General features: G+C 35.7%; 20 protein-coding genes, 3 tRNA genes and 4 pseudogenes. 13 read left to right on the forward strand and 14 right to left on the reverse strand.

The features are described 5' to 3' along the window. Positions 1-126: 126 nt before the first annotated feature. The 3 genes and pseudogenes from nuoE to AAGD95_RS00105 all read left to right on the forward strand — a co-directional run bounded on the left by nuoE (position 127) and on the right by AAGD95_RS00105 (position 2,862). Entirely contained in the window at positions 127-627 is a 501-nt protein-coding gene (gene nuoE / locus AAGD95_RS00095) for an NADH-quinone oxidoreductase subunit NuoE (RefSeq protein WP_164224454.1), read from the forward strand. After that, positions 628-1,845, forward strand: a complete 1,218-nt coding sequence (gene tgt / locus AAGD95_RS00100; RefSeq protein ID WP_341818515.1) for a tRNA guanosine(34) transglycosylase Tgt — start codon at positions 628-630, stop codon at positions 1,843-1,845. Positions 1,846-2,011: 166 nt separating this feature from the next. Continuing rightward, positions 2,012-2,862: pseudogene (locus tag AAGD95_RS00105) on the forward strand (IS982 family transposase). A gap of 13 nt (positions 2,863-2,875) precedes the next feature. Here the strand turns inward: AAGD95_RS00105 and AAGD95_RS00110 are convergent. The 6 genes from AAGD95_RS00110 to AAGD95_RS00135 form a co-directional block, all read right to left on the reverse strand. Then, positions 2,876-3,097: a 2-amino-4-hydroxy-6-hydroxymethyldihydropteridine diphosphokinase gene (locus tag AAGD95_RS00110; protein WP_341818516.1), complete on the reverse strand. Its 222-nt coding sequence runs from the start codon at positions 3,095-3,097 to the stop codon at positions 2,876-2,878. Between the two features lie 97 nt (positions 3,098-3,194). After that, positions 3,195-3,494: a dihydroneopterin aldolase gene (locus tag AAGD95_RS00115; protein ID WP_341818517.1), complete on the reverse strand. Its 300-nt coding sequence runs from the start codon at positions 3,492-3,494 to the stop codon at positions 3,195-3,197. Between the two features lie 47 nt (positions 3,495-3,541). Further along, the gene (locus AAGD95_RS00120; RefSeq protein ID WP_265035090.1) at positions 3,542-4,198 is read right to left on the reverse strand and encodes a CADD family putative folate metabolism protein; all 657 of its coding nucleotides are present in this window, start codon (positions 4,196-4,198) and stop codon (positions 3,542-3,544) included. A gap of 81 nt (positions 4,199-4,279) precedes the next feature. Beyond that, a tRNA-Ile gene (locus AAGD95_RS00125) sits at positions 4,280-4,353 on the reverse strand. Positions 4,354-4,395: 42 nt separating this feature from the next. Further along, a complete protein-coding gene (gene trxA / locus AAGD95_RS00130; RefSeq protein ID WP_265025796.1) occupies positions 4,396-4,719 on the reverse strand; it encodes a thioredoxin in 324 nt (107 codons plus the stop codon). Positions 4,720-4,843: 124 nt separating this feature from the next. Next, positions 4,844-5,464 carry a ribonuclease H-like domain-containing protein gene (locus AAGD95_RS00135; RefSeq protein ID WP_341818518.1) on the reverse strand — a complete coding sequence of 207 codons (621 nt, stop codon included), beginning with the start codon at positions 5,462-5,464 and terminating at the stop codon, positions 4,844-4,846. Positions 5,465-5,644: 180 nt separating this feature from the next. Here AAGD95_RS00135 and AAGD95_RS00140 point away from each other — a divergent pair. Continuing rightward, positions 5,645-5,717 (forward strand) — tRNA-Gly (locus tag AAGD95_RS00140). Positions 5,718-6,339: 622 nt separating this feature from the next. On the opposite strand, the gene AAGD95_RS00145 is transcribed toward AAGD95_RS00140, so the two are convergent. From AAGD95_RS00145 to AAGD95_RS00165, 5 genes and pseudogenes are all read right to left on the reverse strand, one after another. After that, on the reverse strand, positions 6,340-7,224 hold the full coding sequence (locus AAGD95_RS00145; RefSeq protein WP_410542086.1) for an IS982 family transposase: 885 nt from the start codon (positions 7,222-7,224) through the stop codon (positions 6,340-6,342). Positions 7,225-7,488: 264 nt separating this feature from the next. After that, complete coding sequence (ubiG, locus tag AAGD95_RS00150; protein ID WP_341818519.1) at positions 7,489-8,658, reverse strand: bifunctional 2-polyprenyl-6-hydroxyphenol methylase/3-demethylubiquinol 3-O-methyltransferase UbiG; 1,170 nt, start codon at positions 8,656-8,658, stop codon at positions 7,489-7,491. Positions 8,659-8,843: 185 nt separating this feature from the next. Further along, positions 8,844-9,000, reverse strand: a pseudogene (locus tag AAGD95_RS00155) (EndoU domain-containing protein); the annotation flags it as partial. 16 nt (positions 9,001-9,016) lie between these two features. Further along, positions 9,017-9,867: pseudogene (locus tag AAGD95_RS00160) on the reverse strand (IS982 family transposase). 104 nt (positions 9,868-9,971) lie between these two features. After that, positions 9,972-10,190, reverse strand: a pseudogene (locus tag AAGD95_RS00165) (tRNA pseudouridine(38-40) synthase TruA); the annotation flags it as partial. A gap of 142 nt (positions 10,191-10,332) precedes the next feature. Here AAGD95_RS00165 and recA point away from each other — a divergent pair. The 6 genes from recA to plsY all read left to right on the forward strand — a co-directional run bounded on the left by recA (position 10,333) and on the right by plsY (position 16,563). After that, a complete protein-coding gene (gene recA, locus AAGD95_RS00170) occupies positions 10,333-11,400 on the forward strand; it encodes a recombinase RecA (protein ID WP_341818520.1) in 1,068 nt (355 codons plus the stop codon). Positions 11,401-11,571: 171 nt separating this feature from the next. Then, a complete protein-coding gene (locus AAGD95_RS00175) occupies positions 11,572-12,264 on the forward strand; it encodes a phosphatidylserine decarboxylase (protein ID WP_341818521.1) in 693 nt (230 codons plus the stop codon). Then, a complete protein-coding gene (locus tag AAGD95_RS00180) occupies positions 12,261-13,031 on the forward strand; it encodes a CDP-alcohol phosphatidyltransferase family protein (protein ID WP_007548748.1) in 771 nt (256 codons plus the stop codon). Before AAGD95_RS00175 ends, AAGD95_RS00180 begins: the two co-directional genes overlap by 4 nt. Positions 13,032-13,054: 23 nt before the next feature. Continuing rightward, positions 13,055-14,398, forward strand: a complete 1,344-nt coding sequence (locus tag AAGD95_RS00185; RefSeq protein WP_341817016.1) for an amino acid carrier protein — start codon at positions 13,055-13,057, stop codon at positions 14,396-14,398. Between the two features lies 1 nt (position 14,399). Next, positions 14,400-15,866 carry an amino acid carrier protein gene (locus tag AAGD95_RS00190; protein ID WP_341818522.1) on the forward strand — a complete coding sequence of 489 codons (1,467 nt, stop codon included), beginning with the start codon at positions 14,400-14,402 and terminating at the stop codon, positions 15,864-15,866. 124 nt (positions 15,867-15,990) lie between these two features. Continuing rightward, positions 15,991-16,563: a glycerol-3-phosphate 1-O-acyltransferase PlsY gene (gene plsY / locus AAGD95_RS00195; protein WP_341818523.1), complete on the forward strand. Its 573-nt coding sequence runs from the start codon at positions 15,991-15,993 to the stop codon at positions 16,561-16,563. Here the strand turns inward: plsY and AAGD95_RS00200 are convergent. The 3 genes from AAGD95_RS00200 to AAGD95_RS00210 form a co-directional block, all read right to left on the reverse strand. Next, positions 16,558-17,724, reverse strand: a complete 1,167-nt coding sequence (locus AAGD95_RS00200) for a hypothetical protein (RefSeq protein WP_341818524.1) — start codon at positions 17,722-17,724, stop codon at positions 16,558-16,560. The two genes, plsY and AAGD95_RS00200, sit on opposite strands and share 6 nt — an antisense overlap. A 127-nt stretch (positions 17,725-17,851) precedes the next feature. Beyond that, positions 17,852-18,661: a cation diffusion facilitator family transporter gene (locus AAGD95_RS00205; RefSeq protein ID WP_341818525.1), complete on the reverse strand. Its 810-nt coding sequence runs from the start codon at positions 18,659-18,661 to the stop codon at positions 17,852-17,854. 113 nt (positions 18,662-18,774) lie between these two features. Further along, positions 18,775-18,847, reverse strand: a tRNA-Val gene (locus AAGD95_RS00210). Positions 18,848-19,236: 389 nt separating this feature from the next. Here AAGD95_RS00210 and AAGD95_RS00215 point away from each other — a divergent pair. The 3 genes from AAGD95_RS00215 to uvrA all read left to right on the forward strand — a co-directional run bounded on the left by AAGD95_RS00215 (position 19,237) and on the right by uvrA (position 23,923). After that, positions 19,237-19,860 (forward strand): collagenase, encoded by a 624-nt coding sequence (locus AAGD95_RS00215; RefSeq protein WP_341818526.1) that lies wholly within the window; start codon positions 19,237-19,239, stop codon positions 19,858-19,860. 74 nt (positions 19,861-19,934) lie between these two features. After that, positions 19,935-20,786 (forward strand): IS982 family transposase, encoded by an 852-nt coding sequence (locus AAGD95_RS00220; RefSeq protein WP_410542088.1) that lies wholly within the window; start codon positions 19,935-19,937, stop codon positions 20,784-20,786. Between the two features lie 341 nt (positions 20,787-21,127). Next, positions 21,128-23,923 (forward strand): excinuclease ABC subunit UvrA, encoded by a 2,796-nt coding sequence (uvrA, locus tag AAGD95_RS00225; RefSeq protein WP_341818527.1) that lies wholly within the window; start codon positions 21,128-21,130, stop codon positions 23,921-23,923. The last annotated feature ends 255 nt before the right edge of the window (positions 23,924-24,178 follow it).

Raw genomic sequence — 24,178 nt, forward strand, 5'->3', positions numbered from 1 at the left:
AAAAGAATTTACAAGTTGGACAGTATGGGTAGTGTGATACTGCAAAACGCTATTTCTCAAAAAACCAACAATTGCAATCATTGGTTCTACAGGTATAATCTGTTAAAGTTTACACGAGTCTCATGAATGATAGAAAAAGAAGAGCAGTTTAGTTTTACATCAGAAAACCTCAAGAAAGCAGGAAAGTTTATAGAGATGTATCCTAAAGGCAGAGAAGGTAGTGCTGTCATGCCTTTACTATATCTGGTTCAAGAGCAATGCGGATGGGTTTCTGAACCTGCTATGCGTTATGTTGCTGATATGCTGCATATTCCACATATTCGTGTATATGAAGTGGCAAATTTTTACACCATGTATAATTTAAAACCAGTAGGCAAATATCTAATACAAATTTGTAGAACAACTCCTTGCTGGTTGTGCAATAGTGAAGAAGTTTTAAATACCTTTAAAAAAAAACTTGGAATCAATATCGGTGAGACTACTAAAGATAATTTGTTCACTTTAAAAGAAGTTGAATGCCTAGGTGCATGCGTTAATGCTCCCGTTGTGCAGATCAATAATGACTTCTATGAAAATCTTACTCCTGAGAAAGTAGAAAACATCATAACAGAACTTTCAGGCAAATAGATGAAAGAAGAATTTGCATTTAAGATAATCAAGCAATCAGGTTCTGCAAAAGTTGGAACAATTAAAACTCCAAATGGAAGCGTAGAAACACCAGCTTTTATATTCTGTGCAACAAAAGCTGCAATTAAAGCTGCAGATATCGAGAGAATCAGTGAAGCAGGTACTCAGATAATACTTTCCAACACCTATCACCTAATGCTTCAACCAGGAGAGAATACTGTTGCAAAACTTGGTGGTTTGCACAAGATGATGGGATGGAATGGGTCAATGCTAACTGACTCAGGTGGATATCAGATATTTAGCTTAGGGCACGGATCAGTTTCGGAAGAGATAAAAGGAATAAGAAAAAAACAAAAAACTCTGATCAAAATTAATGAGGATGGGGCAATTTTTCGTTCTTACATTAATGGTAAAACTTATTGCTTGACTCCTGAAAAGTCTATACAAATTCAACAAAAATTAGGTGCAGATTTAATCCTAGTTTTAGATGAATGCACTCCATTTCACGTCAGCAAAGAATACACAGCAAAATCAATGCTCATGAGTCACAGATGGGCTGAACGTTCTTTAAATGAATTTGAAAAAAACAATAATGGCAAGCAGGCACTGTATGGAATTAGTCAAGGCGGAGTGTATCAAGATTTACGTAGAGAAAGTTGTGATTTTATCAACGATCTGCCATTTTTTGGTCAAGCAATAGGTGGATCACTTGGTCAAAGTAAAGAGCAGATGTACGATGTAGTTTCTTTCACTATGGACCACCTAAAAAAAGACAGGCCTACTCATTTGCTTGGTATTGGTGGAATTGTGGACATCTTTCATGGAGTAAGTCTTGGAATTGACACGTTTGATTGTGTGCATCCAACTCGTTTGGCAAGGCATGGTGGTGCGCTTATTAAAGTAAAAAATAGAGATTCTATTTCTTCAAAGTGCAAAGAGCATATTAATTTGCGGAATCAACAATTTGAGCTGGACAATAACCCAATTGAAAGTGACTGTTTATGTTTTACCTGCAGAAAACATTCAAGAGCTTATATACACCATTTACTGAAAGCTAAAGAGCTCCTGGCTTACACGCTCGTTACCATTCATAACGTTTTCTTCATGAATAAGTTAATGGAATCAATAAGACAGGCAATATTAGATGATAGGCTAGATCAAGAGAAAAATAATTGGATTAGTGAAATACCATTGCACTTTGATTTGGCCTCTCTTTAAGTCTTTTCTTTATGCTGTTGATTTTTACTTCTTGTTATATTTACTTTATTTATCACACTATTAAACGCGAATTCTGGATTAAAGGAGAATAGAAAAGGCAAGAAAACAGGGTAAACTCAGCAGTTATAAAAAAACAGATGAGGTTAACCATGGAAGATATAACAAACTGTTTTGTTTGGTCGATGATTTTTGCAGAGATATAGAGAAAAATTTTGCAGGTAAACTACTGCCAAATGGTAAAAAACCCACAAGAACAACGGAAATTGAGCACTCCGAAATCATGACAATAATCCTGCTATATCAACAATCTCCGTGTAAAAATTTCAAAACTTTCTATCTACATTACCTAACGTTGCTCTACAAATCAGAGTTTCCAAAGTTGCCTTCATATACCAGGTTTGTTGCTCTAAAGCCTAGGGTTTTGTGGCATTTAGCAATGTTGTTGCATTGGCTTTGTGGACAGTCAGAAAACACTGGAATTTCATATATAGACACAACTCCCATTGCAGTTTGTCATGCAAAAAGAATATCCAAAACAAAGTTTTTGCTGGAATTGCAAAATTAAGCAAGAGTACTTACGGCTGGTTTTTTGGTTTCAAATTACATATGGTAATCAATGAAAATGGTGAAATTCATTCACTTACGCTAACAAAAGGCAATGTTGATGATAGGATACCTGTGCCAAATCTGACGGAAAAATTAACCGGCCTTTTGTTTGGTGACAAAGGTTATATTGCAAAAGAGCTTTTTCAGAAGCTGTTTGACCGAGGTTTGAAACTTGTTACCAAGGTGAAAAAAGGTATGAAAAATGCATTGATTTCGCTAAATGAGAAGATTTTACTGAGAAAAAGGTCTATCATTGAGACTGTTTTTGGTTACCTAAAAAATAGACTAGAAATTGAACACACTCGCCATAGATCCCCTGTTAATTTTTTGGTTCATATCTTTTCTACTCTCATTTCCTATTCCATCAAATCCAAAAAGCCTTCTATTTCCTATACTTTCTTCCTTCCTTAATCCAGAATTCGCGTTATAACAGCTCTTCAGGAGAAGAAGAACAACTTCCATACACAACCATATTTAGAAATGGCTTGTCCCACCCAGGTGGAGCATCATTTGGTAAAATAGCCTTAGTCTCCAGAACAATTGAAGATTTTAAATTTTTAAAATAGCGCTCCTTCAGTAACTGAGCAGCCTTTTGTAAATGGGAAAAGCGATTTCCCATATTTGAGCCAATAGAAATATAGATCATTAGTTATCTTCCTGTTCTTGCAGTGCATTACAATAGGTAAAAAAGACGCCTCCATGCACATTAGGAACGGGTGGTGCAACTTTGTGAGTAGTCACTCTTATGGAAGAAATAGTATGTTTTTTTGCACCAAAAGATTATTAATGGCTCTGTATATATCATGGGTTAAGTGCTCGATTAAATTGAATTGCTTGCTCTGAACAAGAGATTGAATATTTTGTACTATCTCTAGATAGCAGACAGTATCTTCAAGTCGGTCAGTCATAAGCCCTAAAGGAGGAGATTTAAAAATAAAATCAACATCAATACTAACTAATTGGGAATGAGACTTCTCTTCTGCACTATAGCCTAAATGAACCCAAAGCCGTAAATCAGATATAAGAAGATTACATGTAGACATTGCATTCCAACACCACTAAGTTTTAATTCTTAAGCTACTTACAACTACTAACACACGCTAGCATTCATCATTCCATCAAGAAAACCCCACAAGAGCTTTGCTCCCTTTTGAGCACCCTGCATAACTTTATCTTGCTCTTTTTCATCTAGATCTTCAATAAGATTTGCACACTCCTCAGAATGCCATTCATCAGCATGCATATGGACCGTAAAAAATTGAAGAGAACGCTCATCACTTATTGAATAGTGTTTTTTTAAACCTTCAATTTTAGACTTAGAAACCTCTGGAGTTTGACGTTCGTAAGCATACAAGGCTCCAAGACCTGCCGCAAAACCTGATCTTACAATGTCAAAGTAACCGTCAACTAATTCTTGCGTCTCCTTAATCTGTGCATCTTCAAGAAGTTCAGATCGTGCTACTCCTAGTCCTTCAGCAAAACGCTGCCATAACTCTGGATGATTTTCATCACCTTGTTCTTCTTCTATCAAATTACCAAGCAAAACCTGTCGCATTTTTAGATCTGGGCACAAAAAATGTATACCACTGATATAACGAGGAAACGCAGCAACGTGGTGATAATATTCTTTAGCATAGGTCTGTAAAGCTTGCAAGCTTAAGCTTCCTGTATTCCATGATTGGTAGAATGGATGATTTAGTAAGTGCAACTCATCTAACTTATTATTCAAAGATTTAGTAAATTCCATTATTTCCTCTATTATATCAACATATAGTTCATATATTATAGTTTTCTCATTGTTACGATCATGCTAAGATCAATACAACGGTGGGATTGGTAGGACTCGAACCTACGACCAATTCGTTATGAGCGAACTGCTCTAACCGACTGAGCTACAATCCCTTTTATCAATATTTATAATACACACAAAAGCAAATTTGTCTATTAGCTTATTTCACTATCAACCCAACTTAGCAAATCATTTGTTGCACCAATTTTGCGTGCAATTTCCTTACCATCTTGAAATATGATTAAAGTGGGTATAGATTGCACTCCATACTTACTTGGCACTTCAGTTTCTCCATCTATATCGAATTTGCAGATCTTGATCTTGCCTTTTCTATCCTTAGCCAATTGTTCGATACGTGGCATTAGACTTTTGCATGGCCCGCACCATTCTGCCCAAAAATCTACCAGCACGAACCCTTTATAGTCAATGACTTCAGATTTGAAATTTTGATCATTTACCGATGTAATATCATCACTCATAAAATACCTAAATTTTTGTAAAATATAGCGCATCAATTAGCAACTAATCAACTAAATTCTTACCGCAGAGCCTGAAAAATTGCCCTAAAGTGTTTTGCACAAACAAAAAACTTCTCACAAATGATTACATCTGGTGGTTAAAGATATCCACGTTTTCCCACCCCATTAAATCCAACTCAATACGAGTAGGAAGAAATTCAAAACACTTTTGGGCCAATTCTTTTCTATTTTCACGTTCCAGCATTAAGTCTAGCTTTTCCTTTATCTTATGAAGATACAAAACATCAGATGCAGCATAACTTTTTTGTTTGTCTGTCAAATTTTCATTTCCCCAATCAGAAGATTGCTGCTGCTTATTTAGTTTGGTATCAAGCAGCTCTAAGCATAACTCTTTTAAGCTATGATTATCTGTGTAAGTGCGAACTAACCGTGAAGCTATTTTTGTGCAATAGCACGGAAGTGCCCAAGTTTCCAAGTAATGACGTATTATGCTTACATCAAATCGCGCGAAGTGAAATATTTTAGTTATATTTTTATCCTCTAATATTTTTCTCAAATTTGGCGCTGTATAATCGTTCTTGAGTTGAACTAAGTGAGCGTTGCCATCATTAAAAGAGAGCTGCACAAGGCATAATCTATCTCTGCTATGAAGTAGCCCCATTGCCTCGGTATCAACAGCTATAGACCTTACATCATCTGGTATTGAACTAGCTGGCAAGTCGTCTTTATATAAAAATATTCCCATAAAATTAATACATTTTTTGGCACAATTGAAAACCTATGATAATCAAAAATGAGCCTTAAGTATACGAAAAGATCATAGAAGGAACCACACAAATTTATGGGCTCTCACATTTTTCGTGTACACGGGGTTTACAAATCGCTGTATATGCCTATAATTAAGTAAATTTAGGTTAATTTAATTGCGGGAGTAGCTCAGTTGGTAGAGCGCAACCTTGCCAAGGTTGAGGTCGAGGGTTCGAACCCCTTCTCCCGCTCTTTACTTTCAAAATCATTTCGTCAAAGATTCCTTGACAAACTCCGCCAGCCCCCTTATCATGATACTGAAGGTATTCAGTTATCTTCATCTGTGCAGATTAAACAGCAAAAAAACAACGTAGTTGGCGTCTTATTTTTAATTTTTTGCACTATGTGCGCCTTATGTCTTTATAAAACTTTTAGGTTTCTACCTATACAAGCCGAAACGCGCTTATAAAGCGTTTAAGACAGTATAGTAGGCCAATTTGAAGGATTAGAGAGTGAACACTAATTACCACGGGATTTCTTTGCCTTTTTTTCTGCTTAGTAAATTTCTTAAACATTTATGACTAAAGGTTAGTTGCATTAAAAAGCAGCTGAGTCGCGGTTATTAAACGTTTAAAACATAAAAAAACGCCAATACTGAAAATAGACAATGACCAGGGCTTCTTTTGCCTTTTTTTCGTTTGGTAAATTTCTTAATATTTATAGCTAAACGACAACCGTCATCCCGCTGCTTGTTAGCTGATGAGATACCGCAGCGGTATGAAGGTTCGCGGCGGTATGATGGTTCGTGGCAACATGACGATAACCTCGTCATCCCGCTGCTTGTTAGCGGGATCTAAAGACGCGAATTCTGGATTAAGGAAGGAAGAAAGTATAGGAAATAGAAGGCTTTTTGGATTTGATGGAATAGGAAATGAGAGTAGAAAAGATATGAACCAAAAAATTAACAGGGGATCTATGGCGAGTGTGTTCAATTTCTAGTCTATTTTTTAGGTAACCAAAAACAGTCTCAATGATAGACCTTTTTCTCAGTAAAATCTTCTCATTTAGCGAAATCAATGCATTTTTCATACCTTTTTTCACCTTGGTAACAAGTTTCAAACCTCGGTCAAACAGCTTCTGAAAAAGCTCTTTTGCAATATAACCTTTGTCACCAAACAAAAGGCCGGTTAATTTTTCCGTCAGATTTGGCACAGGTATCCTATCATCAACATTGCCTTTTGTTAGCGTAAGTGAATGAATTTCACCATTTTCATTGATTACCATATGTAATTTGAAACCAAAAAACCAGCCGTAAGTACTCTTGCTTAATTTTGCAATTCCAGCAAAAACTTTGTTTTTGGATATTCTTTTTGCATGACAAACTGCAATGGGAGTTGTGTCTATATATGAAATTCCAGTGTTTTCTGACTGTCCACAAAGCCAATGCAACAACATTGCTAAATGCCACAAAACCCTAGGCTTTAGAGCAACAAACCTGGTATATGAAGGCAACTTTGGAAACTCTGATTTGTAGAGCAACGTTAGGTAATGTAGATAGAAAGTTTTGAAATTTTTACACGGAGATTGTTGATATAGCAGGATTATTGTCATGATTTCGGAGTGCTCAATTTCCGTTGTTCTTGTGGGTTTTTTACCATTTGGCAGTAGTTTACCTGCAAAATTTTTCTCTATATCTCTGCAAAAATCATCGACCAAACAAAACAGTTTGTTATATCTTCCATGGTTAACCTCATCTATTAATCCAGAATTCGCGTTAGGACTGCTGTCATTCCAGCGCGTAACGCTGGAATCCAGGAATTTTATTAAGTTGGTGAGCATAAAAATAGCTGTTTTACGTTAAAATACAACGTTTTGATGATTATGGAAAGGCTGGATTCCAGACTGGAATGACACCAAATGGGATGACATCGTCATAAAGGAACCAGTGTTAGCTACTTTCATGACACCATTCTTTTTTCTGGATCCAAGTAGTCAAGCTACTCGGATGACATTAGAACCTTCTCAAACTACAATGTTTCCATAAAGTATATAATTAACATCCACACCTTTAGTTAGATTCCACTCACGCTTTATCACGTTGTACTCCATGCCAGCCATGTTTTGCAGCGTTACATTATTTTCTCTTAAGTGATTTGCAATTTCTGACGGCTTGAGAAATTTATTCCAGTTATGCGTACCCTTAGGCAGCCAATTTAATATGTACTCTGCACCAATTATTGCAAGGCAGAAGGATTTGATAGTTCTATTTATTGTGGATATAAAGATTAACCCCTCCGGTTTTAGCAGTTCTATTGCTCTTCTCATAAAGAATTCTAAATTATCTACATGCTCAACTACTTCCATCAGCAGAACCACGTCGTACTTCTTGTCATTGCTTAACTCTTCAATGCTGGTGTGCGTGTATTCTATATTTAACCCTACTTTTTTCGCATGTGAATGCGCTACTTTGATGTTTTCTTCACATACATCTATTCCCACAACGTTAATGCCAACGCGTGCCATTGACTCTGACAAAATGCCACCACCGCATCCAACATCAAGCAATGATAATTCTTTTAAATCGCATTTTTTTAACTCTTTTATTTTCTCAATAATGTAAGATACTCTAACAGGATTCATCATGTGCAATGGTTTGAATTTGCCGTTCTCATCCCACCACTGGACTGCTATTTTAGCGAATTTTGATATTTCATCTTCGTTATAAGTTTTTGTTTTTTTTTTCTTAGAGGTTATATTGCTGAGTTTATCAAGGCGTTTTTTATGTCTGCTTTCTTTTGAAAATTCTGTTTCGAGGAATTGTTTGACTATGTCTTTTGCTAATCCACTCGCAGTAAATCCTGCACCAAGACACAGTACATTTGCGTTGCCATGCTCGCGAGCTAATTTTGCGATCTCAACACTGTTACATAAAGCAGCGTAGATTCCTTCAAAACGATTTGCCACAGTACTCATGCCCAAACCTGTACCACAAATTAATATCCCATAATTTGCTTTTTTGTTTGTTATATCTTCTACAACTTTAACAGCATAGTCTGGGTAATCTACACACCTTTGCTTAGCAGTACAGCCTTGATCTACCACTCTATAACCTAGGGTTTCCAGATAGGATTTTATTTCTGATTTTAATTCATAACCAGCATGATCTGAAGCAATTGATACCACATCTAACATATAAAAAATTATGACTCAAGGACATTTTATATGGGTAATTTATTTTGAACTTTCTGTCAAGTCATTCAATGTTCCTGACCTTTTGGGAGTTCTAAAGCTATAGCTAAGGTTTTCCTACATCATACCGCCGCGGCGCTAACACGTAGCGGAATGACTTCCCCATCCTTACCTAAATATTTCATTCAAAATGTATAAACTGGCGGCTTAATATCTGATTTATCGCATAGGATTCCAAATTGCACCTGCCCATTTATCTTCTTGAGCTTCAACATATCTACCTACAAAATGCATACCACCTAATTTATCGTTTGGCTCACCACAAAAAATATGTCCAAACCCTATAAACGCGAATTCTGGATTAAGGAAGGAAGAAAGTATAGGAAATAGAAGGCTTTTTGGATTTGATGGAATAGGAAATGAGAGTAGAAAAGATATGAACCAAAAAATTAACAGGGGATCTATGGCGAGTGTGTTCAATTTCTAGTCTATTTTTTAGGTAACCAAAAACAGTCTCAATGATAGACCTTTTTCTCAGTAAAATCTTCTCATTTAGCGAAATCAATGCATTTTTCATACCTTTTTTCACCTTGGTAACAAGTTTCAAACCTCGGTCAAACAGCTTCTGAAAAAGCTCTTTTGCAATATAACCTTTGTCACCAAACAAAAGGCCGGTTAATTTTTCCGTCAGATTTGGCACAGGTATCCTATCATCAACATTGCCTTTTGTTAGCGTAAGTGAATGAATTTCACCATTTTCATTGATTACCATATGTAATTTGAAACCAAAAAACCAGCCGTAAGTACTCTTGCTTAATTTTGCAATTCCAGCAAAAACTTTGTTTTGGATATTCTTTTTGCATGACAAACTGCAATGGGAGTTGTGTCTATATATGAAATTCCAGTGTTTTCTGACTGTCCACAAAGCCAATGCAACAACATTGCTAAATGCCACAAAACCCTAGGCTTTAGAGCAACAAACCTGGTATATGAAGGCAACTTTGGAAACTCTGATTTGTAGAGCAACGTTAGGTAATGTAGATAGAAAGTTTTGAAATTTTTACACGGAGATTGTTGATATAGCAGGATTATTGTCATGATTTCGGAGTGCTCAATTTCCGTTGTTCTTGTGGGTTTTTTACCATTTGGCAGTAGTTTACCTGCAAAATTTTTCTCTATATCTCTGCAAAAATCATCGACCAAACAAAACAGTTTGTTATATCTTCCATGGTTAACCTCATCTGTTTTTTTATAACTGCTGAGTTTACCCTGTTTTCTTGCCTTTTCTATTCTCCTTTAATCCAGAATTCGCGTCTATAAAGCTCAAATTCCTTTTCCATATCAAAATGAGCAACTTGTCCTAAAGCATGAACCCCTGCATCAGTCCTGCCACCACAGTACAAGGCAATTTTCTCACCACTAAAATTAAATATAGCATTTTCTATCTTCTCCTGGATTGAGTTAGCAGAGTGTTGCTGTTTTTGCCAACCAGAGAAACTACTACCATTATATTCTACCGTTATTTTGTATCGCACTGCAGAGTCTATCTAACTTTCTATCTTAATATAATTTAGGTAGCTAATTTTTCTATGATAACGTTCTTCATTATTAAAAAACCCTTGGCAGGTTACTTGCGTTCGATTATCATAGAGAATTATATAAATTAATAAATGATCTATGGCAAGTAACCCAGAAGAAAGAAATAGTGATAAACAAAAAGCGCTAGATAACGCAATAAGCCAGATTGAAAAAGCATTCGGTAAAGGTGCAATAATGAAGTTGAAGCAAAACCCTGTAGAAAAAATAGACACAATATCCACAGGATCAATTGCGCTTGATTCGGCTCTAGGTGTTGGAGGTCTGCCAAAAGGGCGTATAATTGAAATATTTGGTCCCGAGAGTTCTGGTAAAACCACTCTTGCCTTGCACGTGATTGCTGAAGCACAAAAAAAAGGAGGATCATGCGCATTTATCGATGCAGAACATGCATTGGATGTCTTATATGCTCGTAAACTTGGGGTAAGCACTGATGATTTAGTAATTTCACAACCAGACACTGGAGAGCAGGCGTTGCATATTGTTGAGTATTTAGTGTGTTCCGGTGCGGTTGATGTGATAGTTATTGACTCTGTTGCAGCGTTAACCCCAAGAGCTGAAATTGAGGGTGATATGGGTGATCAACACATGGGGCTGCAAGCAAGGCTTCTAAGTCACGGGCTACGAAAGCTAACCTCTGCCGTTTCAAAAGTGAACTGTATATTGATATTTATTAATCAAATTCGTATGAAAATAGGAGTAGTGTATGGGAATCCTGAAACTACCACGGGTGGAAATGCATTAAAATTCTATACTTCTGTAAGGCTTGATATAAGAAAAGTTGGTGTAATAAAAGACAAAGAAAATATTACAGGCAATGAAACAAGAGTTAAAGTTGTAAAAAATAAAGTTGCTCCTCCATTTAGAGAAGCGAAATTTGATATAATGTACAATGAAGGTATATCAAAACTCGGAGAAATAATAGATATGGGAGCAAAGCTTGGTGTGCTTGAAAAAGCAGGCGCTTACTATTCATATAACAACACACGTCTTGGACAAGGAAGAGAGAATGTAAAAACTTACCTAAAAACAAACAAAGAAGTCGCAAATGAAATAGAAACGAAAATCAGAGATTTACTCAGAAATCATGATAATTCTATCATAATAGACGAAGATAGTGAGCAACTTTTAGAAGAATCAGTTTTCTGATCTAAACTTAGGCATTAGATTTTGTGTTGGATGGGTTGTTACAGTATGATGGTGTGCTAATATAACAATCTGTCTTGTATCAAAAAGACTTTGCTGAAGCAGTTAAAAAAAGCTTTTCATGAGAAATTATAAATGATAAGTTGTTAATAGTAGATTATTGTTAATAAGATTATGTGTTTTGGTTTACCTAATATAAACAGAGAAGGTTATTCATTTATAGTAGTTTCCTTTATAGTAACGTGTATAGCATTCTCTATATCTTGGGGGTTTGGTGTTACGTGCTTGTTTCCGACATTATTGTGTACTTATTTCTTTCGCGATCCAGCAAGAGCTGTGCCAAACAATAAGGATCTTATATTAAGTCCTGCTGATGGTGTGATTTCAAAAATTGAAGAAGTTAATTATCCTTTATCGGCAGAAAATGGAGAAGAGAAGAAGTTCACGCTTGTTAGCATATTTTTAAGCGTTTTGAACGTCCATGTGAACCGTATACCAATATCTGGTACGATAAAGGAAATGAATTATAAAAAAGGCAAGTTTGTATCCGCAATGAGCAATAGGTCTAGTAATGAAAATGAAAAGCAGGTTATTGTGATTGAATACGAAAAGGGAAAAGAAATTATTGTGGAGCAAATAGCTGGATTAATTGCACGTCGTATCGTTTGTAATTTAGGAGTATCCCAGAACGTAAAAGCAGGTGAAAGGTTTGGAATTATAAGATTTGGCAGTAGAGTGAATATTTATGTTCCCGCTGATATAGAAGTAAGAGTTTCAGAAGGGCAAACTGTTATTGGTGGTGAAACAATTATAGCAAACTTAAATAAGGAAAACGTTCAAGAGAAGCTTACTTTTGATGTTATATGAATAACGATGAAAGTAACAGTAGATCCTTACCTATTACTAAATTATTCCCAAATTTTATAACTTTATTGGGTTTATGTTCTGGTCTCACTTCACTTAAATTTACATTTAATGAACAATGGGAATTCTCAGTAATTTTTATCATCATTGCAGCAATACTAGATGGAATGGATGGCAGAATAGCTAGAATTCTAAAATCAACTAGCGATTTTGGAGCCCAGCTTGATTCTTTTGCAGATTTTCTAAACTTTGGTGCAGCGCCTGCATTTCTTTTGTATTTTTGGAAGCTAAACGAAATCAAAGTCATAGGTTGGATTTTAGTAATGATATACGTAATCTGCATATCAATAAGACTTGCAAGATTCAATGTTTCGCTACACTCAGAACAATCACACTGGGAAAAATTTTTCTTTTCTGGTGTTCCAGCTCCAGTGTGTGCTTTACTTTCTTTGTTGCCAATAATTATTACCTTTCAATCTCATGAGAGTGAATACTTACTTCTCATAGAGCGATTTTTTAACACAAGAAACGTGGCTTGTTACTTTCTGGCCATTTCATTTTTTTCGATAAGTCACATTCCAACTTTCTCCGCAAAATATATTTATATTCCCAAAAGCCTATCCTATATATTTGTGTCATTTTTTGGAGTACTTATTGTATTTTTCATCAGTAAGCCCTGGATGACTCTACCAATTTTAGGTATAGTGTATACACTTACTATTCCAATAAGCATCGGGTTTTACATATATTTTACATATAAAACTCGTTAGCTATATCAAAAGTAGTGAGCAGCATGATTGTAAAAGTAACTGATCTATTAAACTCTCTTCTATATATAAAGATATTCAACATTCCATTTATAATTATTTGGGTAATTGCAACTGGAGTTTTTTGTACGGTTCGGTTCAAATTCATTAACTTTAGATTATTCAAGCATGGAGTACAGACGCTATTCAACCTAAAGTGTAATGGTAATAACAATGGTATCATCACTCATATTCAAGCATTTGCAACAGTAATCTCAGGAACAGTTGGCCTTGGAACAATATCAGGAGTTGCAATAGCTATCACAATAGGAGGCCCAAGTGCAGTCTTTTGGATGGTAATTACTGGAATACTTGGTATGTCGATAAAGTTTGCCGAGGTGGTGCTTGCATTCACTTATCGCTCTGAAAATACAACTGGCGGGGCTTTTTATTACATGAAGTACGGGCTTGCAAAAATTGGATTTGCAAAAACTGGTAGATTTCTTGCCTTCACTTATGCGATTATGCTACTTATTGCAATGATTTTGGGCGGTATACCATTTCAAGCAAATCAGATAGCAGCATTGTCAAATAACCTCTTCGAATACAACGCGTCCATTATTATATCCCTGCTTGTCTTTATTGTAATATTGGGAGGAATAAAGCGCATTGCTTTCGTTTCAACAAGCTTAGCACCAATTATGATAGTGCTATATGTGGGTATGTGTATATATTTAATTTATGTAAACGGAAGTAACTTGCTGAATGCTTTATCCATAATATTCCAAGACATCTTTAACAAATCAGCTATAGGAGGCGGAGTATTGAGCGGATTAATAGCCGGAGTGAGAAGATCAGTGTTTGCTAACGAAGCAGGTACCGGAACAGCAGCTATAGCACATTCAACTGTAAAAGAGGTAAATCCAATTAAAGTTGGGTGCGTTGCAATGATTGCACCACTTATAGACACAATATTAATCTCATTTTTGACTGGTATTGTGATAATTATCACTGGTATGCATAGCACTGATAACGTTGGTGATATTACACTAATTAGTTCGGTATTTTTAACAGCTTTGCCTTTGTTCGGCAAGTTAGTTTTTCCACTAATGATGTTTTCCTTTGCATTTTCCACAATAATAGCTTATTGTTACTACTGCGAAGTTGCTCTACTGTATTTATTTGGTAATAAAAAAATACTGATACCGTTCCAAATTCTTATAGTGATTTCAGTGTATATTAGTTGTATGTCAAAAAATATAGAATTTATATCTTACCTAGGTGACAGTTTGTTTATGTGCCTTATGATTCCAAATGCTGTTGCAATATATCTACTAAGAAGGGAAGTTTTGAATACAATAGATTCTTATTACAATTCTAAAAGGTATTAACATGATTTATAGATTGCTTTGTATGGTGTTATTTTGCCTATTGTTTAATGATGTGTACGCTGCTTCAGGTTTTTACGAAAGTTATGACGCTGTGTTGAATGGAATAAATAACTTCATGAATGAAGTACTGTTTTTCAAGATCCTTTACGTGCCATTTATAATCCTTCTACTAGTTTTTGGTTATGTGTTTCTAACATTACGTTTTGGATTTCTCAACATAAGAATGTTTAAGCATGCGTTTGCTATTTTATGTGGAAAATATGACACGAATCACCATGATGGTCATATTACGCATTTTCAGGCATTTATGACTGCACTTTCAAGCACAGTAGGCCTTGGAACTGTTGCTGGAGTCGCAATTGCAGTTTCAATGGGTGGACCAGGAGCGGTGCCTTGGATGATGATTACAGGTTTTTTTGGTATGTCAGCAAAATTTGCTGAGGTAACGTTGGCGTTTAGACATAGAACAGAAGATCAGGACCAATTGTTTAGTGGCCCCTTTCAGTATATAAGGAATGGTCTGGAGGAATTTGGATTTAAAAAACTTGGTATTGTGCTGGCTGCCATGTATGCAGTATTCTTTGTATTATCAGGCCTTGGTGGAAGTGTAGCGTTTCAAACCAACCAAATGGTTTCAATATTATCTGGCTATTCAAGTTGGGTAGATGGTCACTCTTGGTTTCTTTCTTCCATAATCTCTGCGCTGCTTGCTCTAGTGATTATTGGCGGAATTAAAAGGATAGCTAGAGTATCTTCTGCACTAGTGCCTATTATGTCACTCATATATATATGTAGCTGCCTTGTTATTATTGGATTTAATATCCACAATCTTGGTCACACATTTAAGATATTATTTTCCAGCATGATAGATTTTAATGCTGTTGGCGGAGGGATGGTAGGAGCATTTGTTGCTGGAATTCAAAGAGCAATTTTTGCCAGCGAAGCGGGTGTTGGTTCTGCTGCAATTACTCATGCAACAACTAAAGATGAAGAACCAGTAAGAACTGGGCTTGTTGCTATGATAGAACCGTGTTTTGATACAATGCTCATTTGCTGTTTAACTGGAATAACGATAGTAATAACAGGTGCATACCAGACTAGTGTTGGTGAAGGGATATTAATTACTCAAAAGGCATTTGAGACAGTTTCTCCGTGGTTTCCTATACTTCTAACAATAGCTGCACCTTTGTTTGCATTTTCTTCAGTAATTTCGTTTGTATATTGTTGTGAAATGGGGTGGCTATATTTATTCGGTGCAAAAAGTATAGTGATATATCGCATAGCGGTAATAATTGTGGCGTTTTTTTCTGGTCTTTCTAAAGATAGAATGGCTATTGCCAATATTGGTGGAACTTTATTCTCTTGTTTAGCTCTCATCAATATGACAGCGCTTATACTGTTTAGTAATCAGATTAACGATAAAGTTCAGTGCTACCTAAAAAGGCTGAAAAATAATAAAATTAATTGAATCTTCGATATATGCGGAGAGGTATAGCTATAATAAGTAAGACTTCCCTACGTCATACCGCCGCGGTATCTCAGCCGCTAACAAGCAGCGGGATGACGAGGTCTTTCGATAGTAAATTTTACCTGTGTTAGTTATAGTCCTTATACTATCCTATATACTCGGTTCAATACCGTTTAGCTTAATTATTACAAGAATAAAAGGGATAAACTTAAGAGAAATAGGTTCAGGTAATATCGGTGCTACAAACGTTGCAAGAACAGGGAATAAATTTCTTGCTGCTCTGGCATTACTTCTGGATTCCTTGAAAGGATTCATCGCCGTTTATATAGCACAACAATTTTGTGATAATAACGATTTTTATATATATGTATCTGCAATTTTAGCAGTTTTAGGGCACATGTTTCCTATTTGGCTAAAATTTAAAGGAGGCAAAGGAGTTTCAACAACTTTGGGAGTTCTGATAGCACTTAATATGCCAATTGCTTTGATATTTATATTTGCCTGGATAGTGGTATTTTTTATCTTTAGATACTCTTCTCTTGCTTCTTTGACTTCTACTACAGCAGCTGTATTAGCATCTCTCTTTTTTCAAAAAGACTTATTTCTTGCACTACTCACTGTAGCAATATTAATTTTCTTAAAGCACTATAAAAATATCACAAATCTTCTGCAAGGCAAGGAACATAAGTTTTTATAATTCATGTGCTGAACCTGTTCTTCTTATATTATCGATGTTTGGGTCGGTTAATCTTCCTGGATTAATATATTCAAGATTTTCTATTGTATCTATTACATTCTGTTCACTACAATCCAAGCTAAACAAATTTCTCATTAAAGGTATCCTGATCTCTTGAATAAAATTAGAAGTTATTTGGTTACTGCTATCATCTGACTTATCCCAAGCATTGAGGATTTCTTTATGATTCTTCTTTTTTTTCAGCTCTTTCTTAATAAACTCACACGCCTCACCTTCTGCATACGTTCCAATTCTGTCTTCCATAAGGTATTCTACTCTAATATCAGGGTGTATTCCTTCTAATGACTTTATCGCAGCACCAATAATACCGGTAAAGCAAGTTTCAGGAATAAACGTCCCTTGAGCATAATTTATGGCATACATTAAAGACTTTGCCAATTCCCGCCTTTTTGCTGCAACTGATTCACTATCTCCACTATTACAAGCCTTTAGAACTAAGTATAAAATTTGCCCTCCTGTAAGTCCAGAAACATGAACTTGTTCATCATTATTGCACCATCTATTAAGATAGTTAATGAATTCTTGTTCATCACTCTTCCTAAACTCTTTTTCTCCTTTTATATACTGGATAAACTTAACAAACTCATCATTACATATAACATCCTTAGGTTCTGGTACCTTCTCACCATATTTATCTTTTAATATATTAATATTGTTAATAATGCTATCATTCGATAAATGAGGCAATGTGTGTTCAATAGCAGTATTAATAATATACTTCATACCGAATAAGTTTTCTCGTGCACCATCCAAAAGTAAATTCACTGCATTCTTAAACAGGGCAATAGGATTAAGTTTTTTTGGTCTGACTTCAGGTTGCAACAAAATTATTAGCATCGTTAATGGTATCGGTGCTAATAGCCAAGCTAATATGAGAGTCTTAGTAAAGGATAGATATAACGTAAATCCTACTAACGATAAAAAAAACACTGACTTGATTACATTATCTTTAATAAATATTTTCCAATATTCCTTTTTATTTACTTCCTCATTCTTTATTTTTTTATAGGTAAGAAAAGTTTGGATCTCTGATCTGTAAAGAACAGCCACAAAAGAAATTGCTATACTGGTGGGCATAGTTAATATACTTAACGCTTGCACAATACCAAAGTAAACAAAAAACTTTAGCCTGCTAGATTCCTTTGAAGGAAATTGTATTTGAGAGATACCTATCATAGCTTACCTTTAACATCATTACACTCTAGTAATACCATAATAATTTTAAACGTCAATGTTTAAGTATCTTATTATCCGCACACTCATCGTATTCAATTTCAACTGTAGAGTGTGCTATCTCGAACCTATTTAGTAGTATTTTTTTTATCTCATACAAAATATCAGTGTGTTGTGCATCTTGCTTTACTTTGGCATGCATCGTTATGATAAAGTAATTATCAGACAGCGACCATGCATGTATGTGGTGCACATCTATCACTTCAGGTAGCTTAGATACAATTTTACTTTTTATTTCTTCAGTTGATATACCCTCAGGCGTACCTTCAAGGAGTATGTGGCAAGAATTCTTTAGAATTTTATAGCCACTGTTTAGGATGATTACACTGACAAATACTGACAGAATAGGATCTACTACTTGCCATCCAGTAAGCATGATAATTATGGATGCAAGTATAGCAGCTACAGAACCTAAAATATCTCCAATAACATGCAATACAGCACTTTTTATGTTTATATTGCTCTCGCATTTACTATGTAATATAAAAAAGACTATTATGTTAGAGACAAGACCGAGTGTAGCAATTATTAACATTACTTTCCACTCAACATTGACTGGAAAAATAAACCTCTTTATTGATTCAATTATAATAATTACTGCAATGAGGAATAGAGTTAAACCATTAACAAATGCTGCAATTATCTGCAACCGATGATACCCGTATGATCTCTGCAAATCGGATTTCTTAGCTGAAAACCTATGTGCTAACCAGCTTAAAACTAAGGCAAAGAGGTCAGTGAGCATATGCCCTGCATCTGATAATAGAGCAAGCGAATGTGAAATTATTCCACCTACTATTTCCATAAACATTGTTATCGCAACTATTATTATGGAATAGATTAAGCGCTTGGATTGTGCTGCTGAGTGTTTACCGTTATGCACTGCTGTCATATAAAATCTTTTCATAAACAAAAACGTGGGTAACACTGGGTTCGAACCAGCGACCGCTTGCACGTCAAGCAAGTGCTCTACCAACTGAGCTAATTACCCATCGTGGTTTTAGTATAGTACTTTGGTGGAATGAAAGTCAATTTGCTTTTAAATTCTTACCCTATCCTAATGTAACGTTAGAACCTAGATTTTTTTTGTGGTCAAGCTATAGAGCCTATAGCTAGTGCAGGTCAGGTTTTCCTACGTCATACCGCCGCGGTATCTCAGCATAGATTCCGCTAACACGTAGCGGAATGACGAGTTCATAGCTTACCAAATTATCGGTAAATCTAAATTGCTTTAGTTATAGCTATATCTTATATTGTTCATATTAAATTAATTACTTATATTTCTTCACTAAGATATAGATTATACCAATATGAAAATTCACACTTTTTTAGTAGAGATCACCTTATATTTGAAGAGTTAATAAATTAGAGGTTAAAATTATGACAATCAATCAACAAATAAATAAAAATATAACTAAAGAAGAATACTTCAACAATAACAGCAAAGGGTTTAATTCGCCACATGTTGTAGAAGTTGAAGACTTAAATATTAAAGTAGAAGTTTATTCTCATAATTTAAGAGCAAGTAAAATTGCAACAATTGAAAGTGAGATAAGAGAAACAGCTACTAGTTTTAAAGATACATTCAAGTTAGAACACAGCAACTCAGAACAAACATTTAAAATTTATATGTTTGATGACAAGGATGATTACACCCACCTTGGCGGAAGCGAGCATTTCGGTTCTTACCTTGGAGATGAGGGTGGCAAATGTTACTACAAAGGGGAAGCTGATGTTTTTGCTGAAATGTATGTCTATCAGCAAGGTGGCGTTCATAACCTTCAGCATGAATTTGCACATGGTTTAACTTACTTGGCTACAGGAGGTAAGCACCTACCTACAGTATTAATGGAAGGAATTGCAGATTACTTTGAGCATCATTCAGATCATAAATTTAATTCTCAAGGATCAAGTATCGACAAAACTGAAGCTGCAAATTTGGATTTAGATAAAATTTTAAGTTTAGAATATTCAAAACGCGAATTCTGGATTAAAGGAGAATAGAAAAGGCAAGAAAACAGGGTAAACTCAGCAGTTATAAAAAAACAGATGAGGTTAACCATGGAAGATATAACAAACTGTTTTGTTTGGTCGATGATTTTTGCAGAGATATAGAGAAAAATTTTGCAGGTAAACTACTGCCAAATGGTAAAAAACCCACAAGAACAACGGAAATTGAGCACTCCGAAATCATGACAATAATCCTGCTATATCAACAATCTCCGTGTAAAAATTTCAAAACTTTCTATCTACATTACCTAACGTTGCTCTACAAATCAGAGTTTCCAAAGTTGCCTTCATATACCAGGTTTGTTGCTCTAAAGCCTAGGGTTTTGTGGCATTTAGCAATGTTGTTGCATTGGCTTTGTGGACAGTCAGAAAACACTGGAATTTCATATATAGACACAACTCCCATTGCAGTTTGTCATGCAAAAAGAATATCCAAAAACAAAGTTTTTGCTGGAATTGCAAAATTAAGCAAGAGTACTTACGGCTGGTTTTTTGGTTTCAAATTACATATGGTAATCAATGAAAATGGTGAAATTCATTCACTTACGCTAACAAAAGGCAATGTTGATGATAGGATACCTGTGCCAAATCTGACGGAAAAATTAACCGGCCTTTTGTTTGGTGACAAAGGTTATATTGCAAAAGAGCTTTTTCAGAAGCTGTTTGACCGAGGTTTGAAACTTGTTACCAAGGTGAAAAAAGGTATGAAAAATGCATTGATTTCGCTAAATGAGAAGATTTTACTGAGAAAAAGGTCTATCATTGAGACTGTTTTTGGTTACCTAAAAAATAGACTAGAAATTGAACACACTCGCCATAGATCCCCTGTTAATTTTTTGGTTCATATCTTTTCTACTCTCATTTCCTATTCCATCAAATCCAAAAAGCCTTCTATTTCCTATACTTTCTTCCTTCCTTAATCCAGAATTCGCGTTAGTAAGGTTCGGAGAGGGGCTGTTGGAAAAGTACTTAACAAGTAACTCGCTGGCTGCCCACTCTACCACAAGTCCGGTTTTGAAGTCGAGTGGGGAGAGGTGACTTTCCTCACTTAGACGACTGTGCTTGACACTGGAATGACAAGAAAAGTGGCGCTGAAATGATATCGTTTACTATGTAACATCGTATCATATTAAAATGTTCGTACAGTTAACGGTTTGCACTAGCTATAGCCACCTTATTCTCCGTAATAGTTAAAAAATCAGTAGAAAGTTACTGTAAGTTTATGTATCTTGAGGTTATGATTGTTAAAAATACGTGATGTATGGACAATTTCATCAGAGTTAAGGGCGCAAAGGAACATAATCTGCAAGGTGTAGATGTCAATATACCGAAAAATAAGCTAGTTGTTATAACTGGGCTAAGTGGTTCTGGCAAGTCTAGCCTCGCTTTTGATACAATTTATGCGGAAGGCCAACGCCGGTACGTTGAAAGCCTATCAGCTTACGTGCGTCAATTTCTCAACATTCAGGATAAACCAGATGTTGAGTCGATTACAGGTCTCTCTCCTGCAATATCTATCAACCAGAAATCGATCTCAAAAAATCCAAGGTCAACAGTTGGAACTGTTACCGAAATTTACGATTACTTGCGCTTAGTATATGCACGAATAGGAGTTCCTTATTCACCTGCAACTCAATTGCCAATAACAAAACAAACGGTGTCTCAAATTGTAGATACTATAATTGCGTTACCTTTAGAAACTAAAATATATATACTTGCCCCTGTTGTGCGTGGTAGAAAGGGAGAACATCTCAAAGAGATATTGGAAATTAAAAGACAAGGTTACGTAAGGTTCAAAATAGATGGTGAAGTGTACAATGTAGATGACTTGCCTAAACTCGATAAGAACAAGAAACACGACATTTTTGTGGTTGCAGATAGAATATCAATATTGGGCGATATAGGAAATCGACTGCCAAGTAGTATAGAATCCGCACTAAAACTTGGTAATGGTCTAATGTATGTAGAAGTAGTAAACCTACCTGACAACCATAATTCTGAGTATAACAATGGCCAAATTCTGACTTTTTCAGAGAATTTTGCATGCCCCGAGTCTGGTTTCACTCTTGAGGAAATAGAACCAAGATTATTTTCTTTTAACAGCCCTTACGGTGCATGCGGTTCATGTAATGGGCTTGGTAAAAAGCTGGCTGTTGATGTAAAACTGATAGTGCCAGATGAAACTCTTTCAATATCTGAGGGTGCTTTAAAGCCAGTAGGGCAGGCAGCACGCCAAATGCACACAAGTTATGGATTTCTAAAAAGTGCAATTCTATCACTGGTTGAAAATTGTAAATTTAGCCTTGATGTTCCGTGGAAGAACATAGATCAAGAGGTAAAAGATATGATACTCTTTGGCTCTGATAAATTTCAAGGTTTGGTCAGTATCCTAGAACGTCAGATGGATTATGATGAAACGCTTGTTGAGCGATATTGCTCTGTCACTCACTGTAAGGAATGCACTGGCTATAGATTGAAAAAAGAAGCGCTTACAGTAAAAATTGATAGCAAACATATAGGTGAAATATCAGGGCTCAGCATCGATGAATCCCTTAAGTGGTTTGAAAATTTGCCAGACAAGCTCACAGAACAACAGAAGCAAATCTCAAGTAAAATATTAAATGAAATAATCAAGAGGCTAGCATTTTTAAAGAATGTAGGGTTGAATTACCTAACGCTTGATCGAGAATCTAGCACTCTCTCTGGCGGCGAGAGTCAGAGGATCAGACTTGCTTCACAAATTGGCTCTGGTTTAACAGGAGTGCTGTACGTGCTTGATGAACCTTCGATAGGCCTTCATCAATGCGATAATGATCGGTTAATTGCTACACTGAAAAACTTGAGAGACATGGGTAACACTGTAATCGTTGTTGAGCATGATGAAGATACAATAATGGCTGCTGATTATGCGATTGATATTGGTCCTGGAGCTGGCGTAAATGGTGGAAAAGTTGTTGCAGAAGGAACACCAGACCAGGTGCAAAGAAATTCAGGGAGCATAACAGGGCAATATTTGAGTGGAGAGAAAAAAATTTTAATTCCAAGGAGAAGAAAGCAAGCAACTCAGTTCATAAAAGTAATAAATGCATGTGAAAATAACTTAAAAAATGTGAACGTTAAATTTCCTATAGGGAATCTTATTTGTGTTACTGGAATATCAGGAGGGGGAAAATCAAGTTTAGTCATAGAAACGTTATATAAATATTCAGCACATAAGATACATCATTCGTCTGCAAGGTATGGCCAATGCGATAAGATAGAAGGTCTTGAATATATAGATAAAATTATAGAAGTTGATCAGTCGCCAATTGGTAGAACTCCGGCGTCAAATCCAGCAACATATGTTGGTATGTTCACTCATATAAGAAATTGGTTTGCAGGTCTTTCGGAGTCAAAAGCAAGGGGATATAATATAGGCCGGTTTTCATTTAATACCAGAGGGGGAAGGTGTGAGGCTTGTAAAGGTGATGGGCACTTAAAGATAGAGATGCATTTTCTACCGGACGTTTATGTGAAGTGTGAGCAGTGTAAAGGGCGAAGGTATAATCGAGAAACATTGGAAGTTACTTATAAAGAAAAATCAATCTCTGATGTGCTTGATATGACGATAGATCAGGCTTGTGATTTTTTTGAAAACCTTCCAATGGTAAAAGAAAAGTTGGTTTCTTTGCAGGAAGTAGGGCTTGGCTATATAAAACTCGGACAGTCGTCAACAACGTTGTCTGGGGGTGAAGCACAACGAATAAAGCTGTCCAAAGAGCTATCAAAACGATTTACTGGAAGAACATTGTATATTCTTGATGAGCCAACAACTGGATTACACTTTGAAGATATAAATAACTTACTAAAAATACTCCATAGATTAGTCGATCTGGGAAACACTGTTATAGTTATCGAGCACAATTTGCACGTTATAAAAACTGCAGATTATATAATAGACATCGGACCAGAGGGCGGAATAAAAGGCGGAGAAGTGATTGCTACTGGAACTCCAGAAGAAGTGGCAAAAATTCCAGAAAGTGTTACAGGCAGGTATCTTAAAACGTATTTATTATAAACTAATTCTTAATTATATTAGGCTACGTTGCATATTTATGATTTGGAGATGAGAATGTCAGTATATCAATATTTTAAAAGGTATGCTAAATATGGAATTGTGCCTGCTAAGGAAGTAAAAAATCACACACCAGTTCCAGAGAATAGTTTCTATAAATCTGTACGTTACGTTGATAATGTGCTAGGACCTGTGAAAGATGTAATTTGTGGCGTTGAGAGTAAAGACAATTATAACAAGTATTATCAAGATAATGAT

The sequence above is a fragment of the Wolbachia endosymbiont (group B) of Ennomos erosarius genome (assembly GCF_964026905.1).
In the GTDB taxonomy this organism is placed as follows: Bacteria; Pseudomonadota; Alphaproteobacteria; order Rickettsiales; family Anaplasmataceae; genus Wolbachia.

Bases quoted from the DNA above. Each gene is read 5' to 3' on its own strand.
- AAGD95_RS00120 (WP_265035090.1), bottom strand. From the start codon at position 4,198: ATGGAATTTACTAAATCTTTGAATAATAAGTTAGATGAGTTGCACTTA.
- nuoE (WP_164224454.1), top strand. From the start codon at position 127: ATGATAGAAAAAGAAGAGCAGTTTAGTTTTACATCAGAAAACCTCAAG.
- recA (WP_341818520.1), top strand. From the start codon at position 10,333: ATGGCAAGTAACCCAGAAGAAAGAAATAGTGATAAACAAAAAGCGCTA.
- tgt (WP_341818515.1), top strand. From the start codon at position 628: ATGAAAGAAGAATTTGCATTTAAGATAATCAAGCAATCAGGTTCTGCA.
- AAGD95_RS00215 (WP_341818526.1), top strand. From the start codon at position 19,237: ATGACAATCAATCAACAAATAAATAAAAATATAACTAAAGAAGAATAC.
- ubiG (WP_341818519.1), bottom strand. From the start codon at position 8,658: ATGTTAGATGTGGTATCAATTGCTTCAGATCATGCTGGTTATGAATTA.
- AAGD95_RS00190 (WP_341818522.1), top strand. From the start codon at position 14,400: ATGATTTATAGATTGCTTTGTATGGTGTTATTTTGCCTATTGTTTAAT.
- AAGD95_RS00115 (WP_341818517.1), bottom strand. From the start codon at position 3,494: ATGTCTACATGTAATCTTCTTATATCTGATTTACGGCTTTGGGTTCAT.
- AAGD95_RS00205 (WP_341818525.1), bottom strand. From the start codon at position 18,661: ATGGAAATAGTAGGTGGAATAATTTCACATTCGCTTGCTCTATTATCA.
- AAGD95_RS00180 (WP_007548748.1), top strand. From the start codon at position 12,261: ATGAATAACGATGAAAGTAACAGTAGATCCTTACCTATTACTAAATTA.
- AAGD95_RS00110 (WP_341818516.1), bottom strand. From the start codon at position 3,097: ATGATCTATATTTCTATTGGCTCAAATATGGGAAATCGCTTTTCCCAT.
- uvrA (WP_341818527.1), top strand. From the start codon at position 21,128: ATGGACAATTTCATCAGAGTTAAGGGCGCAAAGGAACATAATCTGCAA.
- AAGD95_RS00135 (WP_341818518.1), bottom strand. From the start codon at position 5,464: ATGGGAATATTTTTATATAAAGACGACTTGCCAGCTAGTTCAATACCA.
- trxA (WP_265025796.1), bottom strand. From the start codon at position 4,719: ATGAGTGATGATATTACATCGGTAAATGATCAAAATTTCAAATCTGAA.
- AAGD95_RS00175 (WP_341818521.1), top strand. From the start codon at position 11,572: ATGTGTTTTGGTTTACCTAATATAAACAGAGAAGGTTATTCATTTATA.
- AAGD95_RS00185 (WP_341817016.1), top strand. From the start codon at position 13,055: ATGATTGTAAAAGTAACTGATCTATTAAACTCTCTTCTATATATAAAG.